A 15,552-nucleotide genomic window follows, 5' to 3' on the forward strand; every position below is an offset into this window, starting at 1 on the left:
AAAAAATGTGTTTTTGGAAATACTATAAAATCATAATAACATAAAAGCAGCCACTAGTGGCTGCTTTTATGTTATCCTTCAAATTTATCTAATAAATTTTGAAGTTTTTGTGCTTGGACTCCTGATTCTTCTGCAAACTGTTTAAATAGATTGCATACCTCTGAATCATTTACTTTTTTTGAGAATGATTCATAGTCCCTAACGTCTTCTTGAGCATCTAATAATTTTTTTACTATAGTGTCTCTAGTATTTAATTCCATAAAAATCAACTCCTTTTACTGTAGTTTTTTCATTATCAATAATTATTATACATTTATAAATTGTTTTATATTTAATTTTAAATGTAGAACTAATCTTAATTAATTGGTAAAATAAATATATATTATTTAAAATTAGGAAGTGATATTTTGAAAAATTTAGTTACAGCAAAATGGTTAAAAGAAAATAATAATGACGATATAGTTGTAGTTGATTGTAGATTTGATTTACAAACACCTTTGTATGGATAAGATAGTTATTTAAAAAATCATATTCCAAATTCAGTATACATGGATATGGATAAAGATCTAGCAGGTGAAGTAAAAGAACATGGAGGAAGACATCCATTACCTGATTTAAATATATTTAAATCAAAATTAGAAAGTTGTGGAATAGGAAATGATACAACAGTTATAGCTTATGATGATGGAGAAATTGCAGGAGCAGCTAGATTTTGGTGGATGTTAAAATATATAGGACATACCAAAGTACATATTTTAGATGGAGGGATAAAATCTTGGATAAAATCGGGTTATTTTTTAACATCTGATATTCCTAAGAAAAACAAAAAATGCTTAGATATAAATATAAATGAATCTATAATAGCTACTGTAGACGAAGTTAGAAGAAATATAGATCAAGATAAATCTATTATAATTGACTCAAGATCGCTTGAAAGATACAAGGGAGAAGTAGAACCTATTGATAAAAAAGCAGGTCATATACCTAGTGCTCAAAATTATTTTTGGCTAGATGTTTTAGAAGATGATAAAATGAAGGATATAAAAAAATTAAAAGATCACTTCAACGAAGTATTGAAATATAAAAATGTAATTGTGCATTGTGGATCTGGAATAACTGGCTGTGTAAACTATGTTGCTCTTGATGAAATAGGAGTAAAATCAAAACTTTATCTAGGATCATGGAGTGATTGGATAAGCTATGACGAAAATGAATTGAAAACAGGAGAATAAATATAATAAATTTAATTTTAAAGCAAGAAAGGAAGATTATAACTATGACTATAAAAAGAAAAATTAAAAACACTGCTGTGTTAGTAAGTATTTTGTCTCTTATGGGCATTAACTCTATGAACGTATTTGCAAATCAAAATATATCTGATTGGGCAAAAACAACATTTAGTGCAATGAAGGAGAAACAACTAATACCTAAGTCATTGCAGAATGATGAAAATTTTCAAGATGAAATAACTAGAGAAGAGTTTGCAGAATTAGTAACTACATACTATTTACAATTAAAACCTCAATCAATAGAAGGTGAGGGAATATTCGAAGATACAGTGAATCCTTTAGTGCAATTAGCAGGTAGACTTGGAATAGTAAATGGAACAGGTAAAGGAAAGTTTGCTCCTGATGATAAATTGACAAGAGAACAAGCTTCAACAATGTTTGCAAGAGCAGAAAAAATGATAAACGATAACTTAGAAATAACTACAGAAAACTCTTTTAATGATAAAAGTAAAATATCAAGTTGGGCAAATGAAGGTGTATCGACAATGAATAAACAAGGAACAATCAAAGGATATCCTGATGGCTCATTTAAACCGCAACGTGAAATGTCAAAAGAACAAGCAATAGTAGTAACAGCAAGAATGGGTAAGAAACATGGTATATTGGAGTTTGATGAAAATAAGGAACCTGCTCCTAGTAATTCAATAGAAGAATACGCAAATAAATATGATTATAAAATACATTCAAGTGATAAATATATAACTGTAGCAGATAAAAATGGTGAAGACCTTATATCAATGGAAAGAAAAGAAAAAGAATATGTATATGCTTTTGGAACAGATCAGATATCTAAAAATACAGAACAATCTTATGAATTTATAGAACTGAATACAAAGTTTGAAAAATTTGATGAATTGAAAAAATCTGTAGACACTTATATAGATAATAAAGAATCAGGAGTAAAAACGGTATATATAGATGGAATAAAAGTATCAATATATAATACTAGTTATGGACTAATTTTAACTGTTTCAAATGAAGTGAAAATAGAAAAATAATTTTGATGTAAATAGATAAATGGATTATACTAAATTAAAAACAATAGAATAAATATAATATTCATATAATATCTATTAATGTATACAATTTTTAGTAAGGAGATAGTTTTATATGAAGAATATGAAGATTATATTTATAGTTATTATGGTAATTTTAATAGGATATGAGTCTGGGATGACAATTGTAGATTCTATGAAAACTAATGGAAGCCTACTTAACAGAATATCGGACAATACAGAACTTGTTTGGAATGGTCCTAGGGATAAAAAAGTTATAGCTATTACCTTTGATGATGGACCTCATCCGAGGTATACACCTAAAATATTAAATCTGCTGAAAAAATATGATGTAAAAGCTACATTTTTTGTATTGGGGAAACATGTTTCGTTCTATCCAGAACCATTGAAGAGAATAAAATCTGAAGGCCATGAGATAGGAAATCACACATATTCTCATGTTGATGTAAAAAAAATACCTAGTAGAAAAATAGAAGAAGAATTTAATAAAACACAAGAAAAAATATATGAAGTAATAAAAGAAAAACCCAAAATATTCAGACCGCCATTTGGGTCCTACAACAAATATCTTAAAGAGTTAGCAAAAAAACATAATGTTAAAATAATACTATGGTCATCTAGTCAAGATTGCAAGGATTGGAGTAATCCTGGAGTTAAAAAAATAGCAAACACAGTTATCGATAATGTAGGAAATGGAGATATTATATTACTCCATGATTATGTAAATACTACAAGTCAAACATATGAAGCATTAAAAATAATATTACCAGAACTTAAAAGAAGAGGTTATAAATTTGTAACGGTATCCGAACTTATAGAAAATAAAGGCTATGAAGATGAAATGAAAATTATAGAAAATTAAAATACACATTCCGTTGAGAATGTGTATTTTAATTTTTATTCTAGTGTAGTATTTTCAAAAGTTTGTGTTCCAGATAGTCTATGTCCTTCGCTTTCTGAAACTATATAGCTAAATATACCTTGCTTATTATAAGCTTCAACTTTTGATACAACCTCATCTATATACATAGGCTGTGAAATAGAGTTGTTATCAGAACGGATTATTATATATTTTTGCATAAAATCCTCCTTAATCTAATTATTTGCAAATAAAGATTATATTAATTTAAGTCTTGTTTTATATACTATTATTATAATTCCTCAAAAAAATATTTAAATACTAAGAATAATGTGGGAATAACTATAAAAATACACATTCAATTAAGAATGTGTATTTTTATAGTTACTTCCATTCAGGAGTATAAAAATGTCCATCTTTAGTTATTCTTTTTCCTTCATCTTCTGATACTATATAACTTGATATACCTTGTTTATCATAATCTTTTACTGTGGATATAGCTTTTTGTCTATCCATTGGCTTCGAAATTGACTTATTATCGGAACGTATTATTACATATCTCTCCATAAAATCCTCCTTAATATAATTATTTATTGAAAAGATGATGTTGATTTAACTTTTTCTTTATATACTATTATAATTTCTCAAAAAAATATTTAAATACTAAGAATAATGTGGAAAATGTATATATATATGTAGATAAGAAATTTATAAAAATAGAGCTGTTTAATGGTATAATGTATATGATATTTACAATATTTTTGACAAAAAAAGGAGGAAAAAATTTGATCTTAATGATAGATAATTATGATTCTTTTACTTATAATTTAGTTCAATTTTTAGGCGAATTAGGGGAAAAAATAATAGTTAAAAGAAATGATGAAATAACACTGCTTGAAATAGAAAAACTAGATCCAGAAATTATAGTATTATCTCCTGGACCTTGTTCTCCTAATGAAGCAGGTATTAGCATAGATGTTGTAAATTACTTTAAAGAAAAAAAACCTATACTTGGTATATGCTTAGGACATCAAACTATAGCACAAGTATTTGGAGCAATAGTAAAAACAGCTATAAGACCTGTACACGGAAAGGTTCATGCTATAAAACACTTTAACAAAGGAGTATTCAAAGATTTAAATAATCCACTAAAAGTTACAAGATATCATTCTTTAGTTGTAGATAAAGAAACATTAAGTGATAATATCGAAATAACAGCTATTACTGATGAAGGCGAAATAATGGGAATTAAACATAGAAATTATCTTATAGAGGGGGTTCAGTTTCATCCAGAAGCGATACTTACTGAACAAGGCCATGAAATATTAAAGAATTTTTTAAGACAAGCTAGAGGGGAGGATTAGATATGATAAGAGAAATATTAACAAATTTAAATTCATTTGAAATATATACTTTATTTAAAGATGAGAAACATAGTTTTATACTTGATAGCGCTATGGATGAAGAAAATTTAGGAAGATATTCATTTATAAGTTCAAATCCTTTTAAGGTTTTAAAATACAAGGATAGTGAAATCAACCCTCTAGAAAAACTAAGAGTAGAGCTTAAGAAATATAAAATTAAAAATGATACAGGACTACCTTTTATAGGTGGAGCAGTAGGATATTTATCGTATGATCTAGGTAATTATATAGAAAAATTACCTAGAACTGTAGTTGATGATATGAAAGCTCCTGATTTATATTTTGGACTATATGATTGGGTAATTGTAATTGACCATTTAATGAACAAAACATTTATAGCAACTCCAGATATAAACGTTAGAGATGAAAATTATATAGTAAACTATTTATCTAAATTAATAAGTAATGCTCAAGACAATGGAGTAGATAAATTGTGCTATGAACAAAAGACATTTCCAAGAGTAAAATTAGAATCAAATTTTAAAAAGAAAGATTACATAGATGCAATTGAAAAAATGAGAAATTATATAAGAAGTGGTGATATATATCAAGCAAATATGACACAAAGATTTCATGGTAAAGTTAGTATGTCAAGCTTTGAATTATATAGAGATCTTAGAAGAATATCACCTGCCCCTTTTGGAGCTTTTTTAAATTTTGAAGATATTCATATATTATCAAACTCTCCAGAAAGATTTATAAAAGTTAATAATAAATTTATACAGACGAGACCAATAAAAGGAACTAGACCTAGAGGAAAAAGTAAAGAAGAAGATTTATTGTTGAGAAATGAACTTTTAAATAGCGAAAAGGATAAAGCTGAATTATTGATGATTGTAGATCTAGAAAGAAATGATATAGGTAGAATTTCTAAAATAGGGACAGTAAGGGTACCCGAGTTGTTTAAGTTAGAAGAATATTCAAATGTTCATCACTTAGTATCAACTGTTGTTGGAGAAATTAAAGAAGACAAAGATATAGTTGATGTTATAAGTTCAACTTTTCCAGGAGGTTCAATAACTGGAGCTCCTAAAATAAGGGCTATGGAGATTATAGATGAATTAGAACCCACAGCTAGGAATGTATATACAGGCTCAATTGGATACATAGGATTTGACTCTAATGCTGATTTTAATATATCAATTAGAACTATAATAAAAAAAGATGAGGATATATTTTTCCAAGTTGGAGGGGGAATAACTTGGGATTCTAATCCAGAAGAGGAGTATGAGGAAACTCTTCATAAAGCAAAATCAATTATGAATGCTATAAGAGGATATTATGAAGAATAGTGCTTCTTTTAATAGCGAATTAACTAAATTTGGAATAGGAATATTTGAAACTATGAAGGTAATTGATAGTAAAGTTATGTTTTTAGATGATCATTTAAACAGAATGTATAGTTCCATTGAAAAACTAGATTTGAATATAACCATTGATAAAAGTGAATTAAAAGAAAAAATAAATAGTTTTTCACAAAAATTGGATTATAAAGCATTAAGAGTAAGTGTATATGATGAAGGATATAATATTCAATTAAGAGATATAACTTATACTAATAATAATTACATAGAAGGGTTTAAATTAAACATATCCCCAATTAAAAGAGGGCAAAGTATAATATATAATCATAAAACTACAAATTACTTTGAAAATATATATTCTAAAAGATATGCTTTATCTAAAAATTTCGATGAAGCATTAATAATAAGTTTAAATGATGAAGTTTTAGAAGGATCTATGAGCAATATTTTTTTTATAAAAGAAAATACAGTATATACGCCTATTATAGATAAATCAGTTTTACCTGGTATAATAAGGGCCAAAGTAATTTCTATTTGTAAAAAAACGGACATAGAATTAATTGAAAAAATAATAAAATTAGATGAAATTAAAAATTTTGAATTTTGCTTTATAACAAATAGCCTTATGGACTTAATGATGGTTACAAGAATAAATAATATAAACTATAAAAAAGAAAGTAATATATTTAGAAAAATAAATTCTAAGTTAAAGGAACTATATTATGAATATTAAACAAGCATATGAAGAATTGATATTAAAACTCAAAAATGACCAAAATAACATAGCTATAGTAGTAGTTGGGTCTAGTGCTGATTTAAATTTTGATAAAAATATAAATGATATTGATTTGTTTATAATAACTAAGCACGGAGATAGGCAAATTAGAAAAAGGTATAGTAGGCAAAACATTGATTTTGATATAAATTATTTTTCTGAAAACTTAGCTTATGAATTAATACATAAAAAGAAGCTCTTTTTTATAGAGGGAATTATTAAAGGGAATAGTATATATGATAAAAAAAATATATTAGGAGATATTAGAAAATATGCTGAAATTGAATATAAAAAAGGACCTTTAAAATACAATTTATCTCAAAAAAAAGAATTAAAACTTAATATTATAGATAATATAAAAAGAATAAAAAATAGCAAGGACTTAGCTTATATTCATTTTATGTCAAACTTATGCTTAAAAGATATACTAAAATCTTATTTTATAGTGAATAATAAATGGGTTCCAAAAGATAAAAAACTATTAAAAAAAATAAAAGAAAAAGATTATTATTTAAATAATCTTTCTAAAAATTTACATATAAGTTATGATTCTAATATTCTAAATTCTATGGTTGAATATGTATTTAAAAATATAAAATAACTAGGGGGTTGGGAGATATGGATAAAGAAAAAATAAAAAGAGCAGTAAGGGATATATTAGAAGCAATAGGTGAAGATCCTAATAGAGAAGGATTAATTGATACGCCTGATAGAGTCGCTAGAATGTTTGAGGAAATATATAGCGGGTTAAATGAAGATCCAAAAAAACATTTACAATTATTTTTTCAAGATGAAAAGCATGAAGAATTAGTCCTTGTAAAAGATATACCTTTTTATTCAATGTGTGAACATCATTTGGTACCATTCCACGGAAAAGCTCATGTGGCTTATATTCCAAAAGGAGGAAAGCTTACAGGTTTATCTAAACTTGCAAGAGTAGTTGAAACTGCTGCTAAAAGACCACAATTACAAGAAAGAATAACAAAAACTGTAGCTGATGCAATTGTTGAAGTCTTAAATCCATATGGAGTTATAGTAGTACTTGAGGCTGAACACATGTGTATGACTATGAGAGGTGTGAAAAAAGCTGGTTCAAAAACTGTAACTTCAGCTGTAAGAGGTATATTTGAAAAAGATGTAGCTGCAAGAGCTGAAGTTATGAGTTTGATAAACTATAAATAGGAGGCGTTTGATTTGTTTAATTTTGGAGAAAAGACATATGTAATGGGAATTCTAAATGTAACTCCTGATAGTTTTTCAGACGGAGGAGAATATACTAATGTAGACCTTGCTATAGAACATTCTGAGGAAATGATAAAACAAGGAGCAGACATTATAGATATAGGAGGAGAATCTACAAGACCTGGATCAGAATTTGTAGATGAGAGTGAAGAAATAAAAAGGGTAGTTCCTGTAGTTAAAAAATTAATAAGCAGAATTGACGTACCTATATCGGTTGATACATACAAAGCATCTGTTGCAAGGGAAGTCCTAAAGCTTGGAGTACCTATTATAAACGATGTATGGGGACTACAAAAGGATGAATTAATGGCTGATGTAATTGCAAAATACAATGCTTATATAGTTATTATGCATAATCAGTATGGTACAGAATACGATGAAGATATTATACTGTCTATAAAGAAATTTTTAAATAAAAGTATACAAATAGCAAAAAAGGCTGGTATAAAGGATGATAAAATAATACTTGACCCAGGAATTGGATTTGGTAAAACACCAGAGCAAAATATGCATGTCATGAAACGTATCCATGAATTGAAAGATTTAGGATATCCAATTTTATTGGGAACATCTAGAAAGTCTATGATCGGAAAAATTTTAGATCTTCCTGCTAAAGAAAGAGTAGAGGGGACCATAGCTACTACTGTTATGGGGATAATTCAAGGAGTGGATATAGTAAGGGTACATGATATAAAAGAAAATATAAGAGCTGCAAAGGTTACAGATGCTATATATAGAAAGTAGGTATAAATAATGGACAAGATTATATTAAGTAATTTATCATTTTATGGATATCATGGAGCATTAAAAGAAGAAAATATACTTGGTCAGAAGTTTTTTATTGATATAGAGATTTACTTGGATTTTAAAAAAGCTGGGGAAAGTGATAATGTTATGGATTCTGTTCATTATGGTGAAGTTTATGAGGTTGTAAAAAAAGTAGTTGAAAATGAAAAGTACAACTTATTAGAAGCTCTAGCAGAAAATATATCAAAACAAGTATTTGATAATTTTGATTTAGTTAAAGAAATTATGGTTAGAGTTAAAAAACCAGAGGCTCCAGTAAATGCAATATTTGATTATTTTGGTGTAGAGATAAGGAGAAAAAAGTAATGAGTAGAGTTTATCTTGGACTTGGAACTAATGTAGGAGATAGATTGAAATATTTGAATGATGCTATAGATTACATAAAAAAAATTGAAAATACAAAAATAGTTAGAATATCCAAGGTATATGAAACACGACCGTGGGGATATACTAATCAAAATGACTTTTTAAATCTTTGTGTAGCTATAGAGACGAATTTAAAACCTAAAGATTTACTACAAAAATGCTTAGAAGTAGAGCTTAATCTTAAAAGAGAGAGAACAATTAGGTGGGGACCTAGAACTATAGATATTGACATTTTAATATATGATGATATAATTTGTAATGATGAAAAATTAACTCTTCCTCATCCAAGAATACAAGAAAGAGCTTTTGTGCTGATACCTTTGATTGATTTGAACGAAAAATTGACGATAAAAGGTAGGTTACTAAAAGATTGGTTAAGTGAATTAGATGTGGAAGAAATAAAGGAGTACATAGGGAATGAGTAAAATCATACTAAAAAATATGGATATTACTATAAATTTAAATAATGGTACAACTATTCCGAATGATAAACTTATAATTGCTGGACCTTGTGCAGTGGAAAGTTATGAGCAACTTTTAATGATTGCTAAATTTATAAAAAGCAAAGGTGCAAATGTATTAAGAGGTGGAGCATATAAACCTAGGACTTCTCCCTATTCTTTTCAAGGTATGAGGGAAGAGGGTCTGAAGATATTTAAATCAGTAAAAAAAGAAGTCGATATTCCTATTGTTACAGAATTAATGGATGCAAGAGATATTGATAAAATATATGAGGTAGCAGATATTATACAAATTGGATCTAGAAATATGCATAATTTTTCTCTACTCACTGAGGTTGGAAAGCAGGACAAGCCTATACTTTTAAAAAGAGGTATGTCTGCTACAATTAAAGAATGGATAAATGCAGCTGAATATATAGCTGTTGGAGGAAATACGAATATAATAATGTGTGAAAGAGGAATTAGGACGTATAATGATTATACTAGAAATACGTTAGACTTGGCTGCAGTTCCTATAATAAAAAATGAAATAGGACTACCTGTCATAGTAGATCCAAGTCATGGAACAGGAATAAAAGAGTTAGTTAAACCAATGAGTTTGGCTTCTTTTGCAGCTGGGGCAGATGGTATAATGATAGAAGTTCATCCAGAACCCGAAAAAGCACTTTCTGATGGACCACAATCGTTAACATTTAATGAATTCGAAGACGTTGTAGAATCTTTAAAGAAATAGGGCTATCTTAGCCCTGTTTATTTTTTTAAAAATATTTTTCAAAAATAAAGAAGGAATTTATTTAAAAAAGTCGAATTATAGTAAATTGTATTTATAAAAACTAATACAAAAGTAATATGTAACTATTAATTCTTGATAAAATTTAAGAATTTTCAAATGAAGGAAATATGAATTTTATCAAGAATTAATAAATATTACACCTAAATAGAAGGTGATTGTATGAATGATATGCACGAGATTATAGAAGAAATAAAATCAAGAAATGACATTGTAGATATAATATCTAGCTATATACAGGTGAAATCTGCTGGATTAAATTATAAAGCACTATGCCCTTTTCATTCAGAAAAAACACCATCATTTTCAATAAGCACTCAAAAGCAAATATATAAATGCTTTGGATGTGGAGAAGGTGGGGATGTTATAAACTTTGTAATGAAAATGGAAAATATAGATTTCATGGAGGCCTTAGAATTTCTAGCTCAAAAATCGGGCGTTGAAATTAACAAAGGAAAAATAAGTGATGAATCTAAAGAAAATATAAATAAAAAGCAGAAATTATATCAAATTAATTTAGATGCAGCTAGATATTTTTTTAAATCCATGTCTGATTTGAATAATAATGGATACAAATATTTGAAAAACAGAGGACTTGACGATAAGGTGATTAAATATTTTGGTCTAGGGTATTCAAGAAATGACTGGAACGATTTAAATAATTATTTATTGAAAAAAGGATATAATCAGCAAAACTTAATAGATGCTGGATTAGCAATTCAAACTAAAAATAAAAAAAAACATATAAATAGGTTTAGAAATAGGGTTATGTTTCCTATATTTGACCAAAGAGGAAAGGTTATAGCTTTTGGAGGACGAGTATTAGATAATTCTCTTCCAAAATATTTAAACTCATCAGAAACTATACTATTTAATAAAAGAAAAAATTTATATGGCTTAAACTTTGCTAAAAAGAATATAAAGAATGATACATTGATAATAGTAGAAGGTTATATGGATGTTATAAGTCTTTTTCAATATGGTGTAAAAAATGTAGTTGCATCACTAGGAACTGCTTTAACTATTGAGCAGGCAAAATTAATAAAAAAATATACCAATAAAGTAATTGTAGCTTATGATAATGATGAAGCTGGTATTAATGCTACACTAAAAGCTATTGATATATTAAATGGTGTCAATCTGAACGTAAAAGTATTAAATCTTGGAAAATGCAAAGATCCAGATGAATATATAAGAAGAGAAGGTTTAGAGGGGTTCAATAAGTTATTAGAAGACTCCATACCATTAATTCAATTTAAGATAGATATATCAAAACAAAAATATAACTTGAATAATGATCAAGATATACTCTTATTTACAAAAAATGTAGCTAATATAATAAAAAATATTAAAAGTCCTATTGAAGTTGAATATTATATTAACAAAATATCTAAAGAAACAAATATATCTATACATGCCATAAATAGTGAAATTTATGGTGAAAATTATAAGTTTAATAAAAATAAAAAAAATTTTAAACAAAAAGAAATGGAAGAAATAAAAATTAAGCAAAATGGCATTGAAATTGCAGAAAAGCAAATTATTCATATATTTCTAAATAACAAAAAATATAGAAAAGATATTTTGATGAATCTAGATATAGATGATTTTTCATTTAAAGAAAGTAAAGAAATATTAAATTATATAATTAAAAGTAATGAATTGGATATAATAACTATTGACAAATTGAAAAAAATAGGCATATCAGAAGAATATATACAGGATGTATATAATATAAATATAGATTCAAACATTAATTTAAATGATATTATAAATACTTTGCAAAAAAACAGTTTAAAAAGAAAAAGAGATTGTTTACTTAAAAGGCAGCATGAATTACAGCAAAAAAAACAGAATGATAAAAATATAGAAGCAAGTGAGGTTGATAGAGAATTGTTAGATATTGCAATGAAGATAATACAATTAGAAAAAGAGATGAAGAATATTTTATAGAAAGGAGGGACTTGAAATGGCGAAAAAGATAAGCAAAGAACAAAGACAATCTGTAAAAGAATTAATGGATAAAGGAAAGAAACAAGGGTCTTTAACATATAGCGAAATAATGGAAGTTTTAGGAGAAGTTCAGTTAGACAAGGACCAAATTGAAAATTTATATGAGACATTAGGTCAAATGGGAATTGAAGTACTAGAAGAAAAAAATAAAAAAGAAAGTATTAAAGTAGAAAAAGATGAAGAAGATAGCGAGGATGAAGAATTTGATTTTGAAAGTATAGATTTATCTTTACCTAAAGGTATAAGTATAGATGATCCGGTTAGGATGTATTTAAAAGAAATTGGCAAAATACCTCTTCTTTCTGCTCAAGAAGAAATAGAACTTGCTAAAAGAATGGAACAAGGTGATGAAATAGCTAAAAAGAGATTAGTTGAAGCCAATCTTAGATTAGTTGTAAGTATAGCTAAAAGATATGTAGGAAGAGGAATGTTATTTCTTGATTTGATACAAGAGGGAAACTTAGGTTTAATAAAAGCAGTTGAAAAATTTGACTATAGTAAAGGATACAAGTTTAGTACTTATGCGACATGGTGGATAAGACAAGCAATAACTCGTGCTATAGCAGATCAAGCTAGAACTATAAGAATACCTGTTCATATGGTTGAAACTATAAATAAATTGATAAGAGTATCTAGACAATTACTTCAAGAGTTAGGAAGAGAACCAAAACCTGAAGAAATAGCTAAAGAAATGGATATACCGGAGGATAAAATAAGAGAAATATTAAAGATAGCACAAGAGCCAGTATCATTAGAAACTCCTATTGGAGAAGAAGAAGATAGTCATCTTGGCGACTTTATACCAGATGAAGATGCACCTGCACCTGCAGAAGCTGCAGCCTATTCTCTTTTAAAAGAGCAAATTGAAGAAGTTTTAGGATCTTTAAATGAAAGAGAACAAAAGGTTTTAAAGTTAAGATTCGGATTAGCAGATGGAAGAGCAAGAACTCTTGAAGAAGTAGGTAGAGAATTTGATGTTACAAGAGAAAGAATAAGACAAATAGAAGCAAAAGCATTAAGAAAATTGAGACATCCAAGTAGATCTAAAAAATTAAAAGATTATTTAGATTAAAAAAATTCGCCTATAAGGCGAATTTTTTTCTAATTCCAATATTGAGGTATATTTGCATGCTCTATTTCTTTTTTTAATTTTTCTTTTGATATATTTTCTTCTTGAGCATCTTGTATTTGAGCATTTATTTCCTTGGCTTCTTCAGCCCATTCAAAGGTAGTACCACCCCATTTATATCTTAATAATTTTTTGGGGGGAATTATTTTTCTTTTCATATTAAATCACCTCATTATTATTATTTTTTAAATATTTATTTTAATTCAAAAAAGGAAGTGTAAAAAAATGAAATTAACTCCAAGGTTAGAAGCAGTAGCTGATTTAGTTAGTGATAATATAAAAGTAGCAGATATAGGAACAGATCATGGCTATATACCTGTATATTTAATAAAAAAAAATAAGATACAAAATGCAATAGCAGCAGATATAAATAAAGGACCATTAGATAATGCAAGAAAAGAAATTTATTCAAACAATTTAGAAGATAGAATAGAACTAAGATTGGGAAGTGGACTTAGCGTATTAAAACTTGGAGAAGTAGATGAAGTAGTAATAGCTGGCATGGGAGGAGTTTTGATAAGTCAATTAATAGAAAATGAACTTGAGATAGCAAAGAAATTAGATAAGATAATATTACAACCAATGCAGGCATCAAGTGAGCTTAGAAAATATCTACATAAAAATAGTTTTATTATTGAAGAAGAAATTTTAGTTAAAGAAGATTTTAGAATATATGAAATAATGGTGGTTACGTATGACGAAACTGGAAAGCGTCAAGAATTTATAGAAGATGAAATTTACTATGAAGTGGGAAAAGGACTTTTAAAAAATAAACCTTCTTTAACTTTAGAGTTTATAGATAAAAAAATAAAAGAATATTGTAAGATAATAGAAAAATTAGAAGGAAAAGAAGGTGGAAAAATAGAATCTAAAATATATGAATGTAAAAATAAAATTAAAAAGCTTGAGGAGTTGAAAAATGATGTATGTTAAAGATATAATAGAAATATTTGAAAATAAATATCCTAAATCACTAGCTTATAATTGGGATAATATAGGCTTAATTATAGGGGATGGAATGTCTAAAGTAGAAAAAGTTCTTGTTACATTAGAAGCTACTCAAGCGGTTGTAGATGAAGCTGTAGAAAATAAAGTGGACTTAATAATAACTCATCATCCATTTATATTTAAAGGAATAAAAAAAATAAACAAGTCTACAACAAAAGGAAATGATATATATAAGTTAATAAGAAATGATATTAGCTTATATTCATCACATACTAATTTTGATATAGCTTTTGATGGATTAAATGATGAAATAGTTAAAAGATTAAGTCTAAAAGATGTTCAGGTATTAGATTATACATTCGAGGAAAAATTATATAAAATATCTGTATATACACCAGCTTCTCATCAGGATGATATGAGAAAAGCTATGGCGGATGTCGGTTGTGGTAATATTGGAAACTATAGTGATTGTTCATTTACTTTTAACGGTGTGGGAAGATTTAAACCTTTAAACGATTCTAATCCTTATATAGGAGTAAAAAATGAAATAGAGGCTGTAGAAGAAGTTAAAATAGAAAGTATATGTGGAGAAAGTAACTTAAGTCAGGCTATAAATAAGATAATAAAAGTACATCCATATGAAGAAGTTGCATATGATGTATATGAATTAAAAAATACAGGCAAAAAATATGGACTTGGACGAATTGGTAAATTGCAGGATACTATGAAGCTTAAAGAATTATCAGCTGCTTTAAAAGAATTGTTAAATATAGAAAGTTTAAAAGTTACAGGAAATTTAGAAGATGATGTAAAAAAAATAGCTGTAGTAACTGGATCAGGAGTTGAATTTATAAATAAAGCTCATACTATGGGTGCAGATGTTTTAATTACTGGAGATGTAAAATACCATGATGCTCAAAATGCTTTAGAATTAGGTATAAAGCTTATTGATGCTGGTCATTTTGGGAGCGAAAATATATTTGCAGATATAGTTTTACAATATTTACAAAAAGAATTTAAAAATATAGAAATATTAAAATCAAAATCTAATATAGATCCATTTGTTATAATATAAGGAATAGTTTTGTCTACTCCTTATTTTAATATAAAAAATTCGTTGGAGGTATTA

19 protein-coding genes and 1 pseudogene are annotated in these 15,552 nt (G+C 27.1%); 16 read left to right on the forward strand and 4 right to left on the reverse strand.

What is annotated here, in order from left to right:
- Positions 1–71 precede the first annotated feature (71 nt).
- The gene (locus tag N4A48_RS10805) at positions 72–260 is read right to left on the reverse strand and encodes a hypothetical protein (protein WP_293665952.1); all 189 of its coding nucleotides are present in this window, start codon (positions 258–260) and stop codon (positions 72–74) included.
- Between the two features lie 264 nt (positions 261–524).
- Here N4A48_RS10805 and N4A48_RS15080 point away from each other — a divergent pair.
- From N4A48_RS15080 to N4A48_RS10825, 3 genes and pseudogenes are all read left to right on the forward strand, one after another.
- Positions 525–1,232, forward strand: a pseudogene (locus N4A48_RS15080) (sulfurtransferase); the annotation flags it as partial.
- Positions 1,233–1,276: 44 nt separating this feature from the next.
- On the forward strand, positions 1,277–2,287 hold the full coding sequence (locus tag N4A48_RS10820) for an S-layer homology domain-containing protein (RefSeq protein WP_293665953.1): 1,011 nt from the start codon (positions 1,277–1,279) through the stop codon (positions 2,285–2,287).
- Positions 2,288–2,399: 112 nt separating this feature from the next.
- Entirely contained in the window at positions 2,400–3,167 is a 768-nt protein-coding gene (locus N4A48_RS10825) for a polysaccharide deacetylase family protein (RefSeq protein ID WP_293665954.1), read from the forward strand.
- A 35-nt stretch (positions 3,168–3,202) separates the two neighbouring features.
- Here N4A48_RS10825 and N4A48_RS10830 read toward each other — a convergent pair whose 3' ends face one another.
- Both N4A48_RS10830 and N4A48_RS10835 read right to left on the reverse strand, forming a co-directional pair.
- Positions 3,203–3,385, reverse strand: coding sequence for a hypothetical protein (locus tag N4A48_RS10830; protein WP_293665955.1), 183 nt, complete (start codon positions 3,383–3,385; stop codon positions 3,203–3,205).
- Between the two features lie 163 nt (positions 3,386–3,548).
- Positions 3,549–3,731 (reverse strand): hypothetical protein, encoded by a 183-nt coding sequence (locus N4A48_RS10835; protein ID WP_293665957.1) that lies wholly within the window; start codon positions 3,729–3,731, stop codon positions 3,549–3,551.
- A gap of 218 nt (positions 3,732–3,949) precedes the next feature.
- Here N4A48_RS10835 and N4A48_RS10840 point away from each other — a divergent pair, with 218 nt between their 5' ends.
- The 11 genes from N4A48_RS10840 to rpoD all read left to right on the forward strand — a co-directional run bounded on the left by N4A48_RS10840 (position 3,950) and on the right by rpoD (position 13,418).
- Positions 3,950–4,528 (forward strand): anthranilate synthase component II, encoded by a 579-nt coding sequence (locus N4A48_RS10840; protein WP_293665958.1) that lies wholly within the window; start codon positions 3,950–3,952, stop codon positions 4,526–4,528.
- Between the two features lie 2 nt (positions 4,529–4,530).
- On the forward strand, positions 4,531–5,880 hold the full coding sequence (gene pabB, locus N4A48_RS10845; protein WP_293665959.1) for an aminodeoxychorismate synthase component I: 1,350 nt from the start codon (positions 4,531–4,533) through the stop codon (positions 5,878–5,880).
- A complete protein-coding gene (locus tag N4A48_RS10850) occupies positions 5,870–6,625 on the forward strand; it encodes an aminotransferase class IV (RefSeq protein ID WP_293665960.1) in 756 nt (251 codons plus the stop codon). The genes pabB and N4A48_RS10850 overlap by 11 nt, the downstream gene beginning before the upstream one ends.
- Complete coding sequence (locus N4A48_RS10855) at positions 6,615–7,268, forward strand: nucleotidyltransferase domain-containing protein (protein ID WP_293665961.1); 654 nt, start codon at positions 6,615–6,617, stop codon at positions 7,266–7,268. Before N4A48_RS10850 ends, N4A48_RS10855 begins: the two co-directional genes overlap by 11 nt.
- 17 nt (positions 7,269–7,285) lie before the next feature.
- A complete protein-coding gene (gene folE, locus N4A48_RS10860; RefSeq protein ID WP_293665962.1) occupies positions 7,286–7,849 on the forward strand; it encodes a GTP cyclohydrolase I FolE in 564 nt (187 codons plus the stop codon).
- Between the two features lie 12 nt (positions 7,850–7,861).
- Entirely contained in the window at positions 7,862–8,653 is a 792-nt protein-coding gene (gene folP, locus N4A48_RS10865; protein WP_293665963.1) for a dihydropteroate synthase, read from the forward strand.
- A gap of 9 nt (positions 8,654–8,662) precedes the next feature.
- Complete coding sequence (gene folB, locus N4A48_RS10870) at positions 8,663–9,022, forward strand: dihydroneopterin aldolase (RefSeq protein WP_293665964.1); 360 nt, start codon at positions 8,663–8,665, stop codon at positions 9,020–9,022.
- Positions 9,022–9,507 (forward strand): 2-amino-4-hydroxy-6-hydroxymethyldihydropteridine diphosphokinase, encoded by a 486-nt coding sequence (gene folK, locus N4A48_RS10875; protein ID WP_293665965.1) that lies wholly within the window; start codon positions 9,022–9,024, stop codon positions 9,505–9,507. The genes folB and folK overlap by 1 nt, the downstream gene beginning before the upstream one ends.
- A complete protein-coding gene (gene aroF, locus N4A48_RS10880; RefSeq protein WP_330665106.1) occupies positions 9,500–10,276 on the forward strand; it encodes a 3-deoxy-7-phosphoheptulonate synthase in 777 nt (258 codons plus the stop codon). Before folK ends, aroF begins: the two co-directional genes overlap by 8 nt.
- Positions 10,277–10,495: 219 nt before the next feature.
- A complete protein-coding gene (dnaG, locus tag N4A48_RS10885) occupies positions 10,496–12,286 on the forward strand; it encodes a DNA primase (RefSeq protein ID WP_293665966.1) in 1,791 nt (596 codons plus the stop codon).
- A gap of 16 nt (positions 12,287–12,302) precedes the next feature.
- Positions 12,303–13,418 carry an RNA polymerase sigma factor RpoD gene (rpoD, locus tag N4A48_RS10890; RefSeq protein WP_293665968.1) on the forward strand — a complete coding sequence of 372 codons (1,116 nt, stop codon included), beginning with the start codon at positions 12,303–12,305 and terminating at the stop codon, positions 13,416–13,418.
- Positions 13,419–13,447: 29 nt separating this feature from the next.
- Here rpoD and N4A48_RS10895 read toward each other — a convergent pair whose 3' ends face one another.
- Positions 13,448–13,633: a hypothetical protein gene (locus N4A48_RS10895; RefSeq protein WP_293665969.1), complete on the reverse strand. Its 186-nt coding sequence runs from the start codon at positions 13,631–13,633 to the stop codon at positions 13,448–13,450.
- A 67-nt stretch (positions 13,634–13,700) separates the two neighbouring features.
- On the opposite strand from N4A48_RS10895, the gene N4A48_RS10900 reads away from it, so the two are divergent.
- A complete protein-coding gene (locus N4A48_RS10900; RefSeq protein WP_293665970.1) occupies positions 13,701–14,408 on the forward strand; it encodes a tRNA (adenine(22)-N(1))-methyltransferase in 708 nt (235 codons plus the stop codon).
- Positions 14,395–15,498, forward strand: a complete 1,104-nt coding sequence (locus N4A48_RS10905) for a Nif3-like dinuclear metal center hexameric protein (RefSeq protein ID WP_293665971.1) — start codon at positions 14,395–14,397, stop codon at positions 15,496–15,498. The genes N4A48_RS10900 and N4A48_RS10905 overlap by 14 nt, the downstream gene beginning before the upstream one ends.
- Positions 15,499–15,552 lie beyond the last annotated feature (54 nt).

This window comes from Tepidibacter sp. (genome assembly GCF_025210165.1).
Lineage (GTDB): Bacteria > Bacillota > Clostridia > Peptostreptococcales > Peptostreptococcaceae > Tepidibacter_A.

Excerpts from the sequence above, each read along its gene's own strand:
- dnaG (WP_293665966.1), top strand. The coding sequence starts at position 10,496 with ATGAATGATATGCACGAGATTATAGAAGAAATAAAATCAAGAAATGAC.
- N4A48_RS10825 (WP_293665954.1), top strand. The coding sequence starts at position 2,400 with ATGAAGAATATGAAGATTATATTTATAGTTATTATGGTAATTTTAATA.
- N4A48_RS10805 (WP_293665952.1), bottom strand. The coding sequence starts at position 260 with ATGGAATTAAATACTAGAGACACTATAGTAAAAAAATTATTAGATGCT.
- folB (WP_293665964.1), top strand. The coding sequence starts at position 8,663 with ATGGACAAGATTATATTAAGTAATTTATCATTTTATGGATATCATGGA.
- aroF (WP_330665106.1), top strand. The coding sequence starts at position 9,500 with ATGAGTAAAATCATACTAAAAAATATGGATATTACTATAAATTTAAAT.
- rpoD (WP_293665968.1), top strand. The coding sequence starts at position 12,303 with ATGGCGAAAAAGATAAGCAAAGAACAAAGACAATCTGTAAAAGAATTA.
- N4A48_RS10830 (WP_293665955.1), bottom strand. The coding sequence starts at position 3,385 with ATGCAAAAATATATAATAATCCGTTCTGATAACAACTCTATTTCACAG.
- N4A48_RS10855 (WP_293665961.1), top strand. The coding sequence starts at position 6,615 with ATGAATATTAAACAAGCATATGAAGAATTGATATTAAAACTCAAAAAT.
- N4A48_RS10905 (WP_293665971.1), top strand. The coding sequence starts at position 14,395 with ATGATGTATGTTAAAGATATAATAGAAATATTTGAAAATAAATATCCT.
- folK (WP_293665965.1), top strand. The coding sequence starts at position 9,022 with ATGAGTAGAGTTTATCTTGGACTTGGAACTAATGTAGGAGATAGATTG.
- folE (WP_293665962.1), top strand. The coding sequence starts at position 7,286 with ATGGATAAAGAAAAAATAAAAAGAGCAGTAAGGGATATATTAGAAGCA.
- pabB (WP_293665959.1), top strand. The coding sequence starts at position 4,531 with ATGATAAGAGAAATATTAACAAATTTAAATTCATTTGAAATATATACT.
- N4A48_RS10850 (WP_293665960.1), top strand. The coding sequence starts at position 5,870 with ATGAAGAATAGTGCTTCTTTTAATAGCGAATTAACTAAATTTGGAATA.
- N4A48_RS10900 (WP_293665970.1), top strand. The coding sequence starts at position 13,701 with ATGAAATTAACTCCAAGGTTAGAAGCAGTAGCTGATTTAGTTAGTGAT.
- N4A48_RS10820 (WP_293665953.1), top strand. The coding sequence starts at position 1,277 with ATGACTATAAAAAGAAAAATTAAAAACACTGCTGTGTTAGTAAGTATT.
- N4A48_RS10835 (WP_293665957.1), bottom strand. The coding sequence starts at position 3,731 with ATGGAGAGATATGTAATAATACGTTCCGATAATAAGTCAATTTCGAAG.
- N4A48_RS10895 (WP_293665969.1), bottom strand. The coding sequence starts at position 13,633 with ATGAAAAGAAAAATAATTCCCCCCAAAAAATTATTAAGATATAAATGG.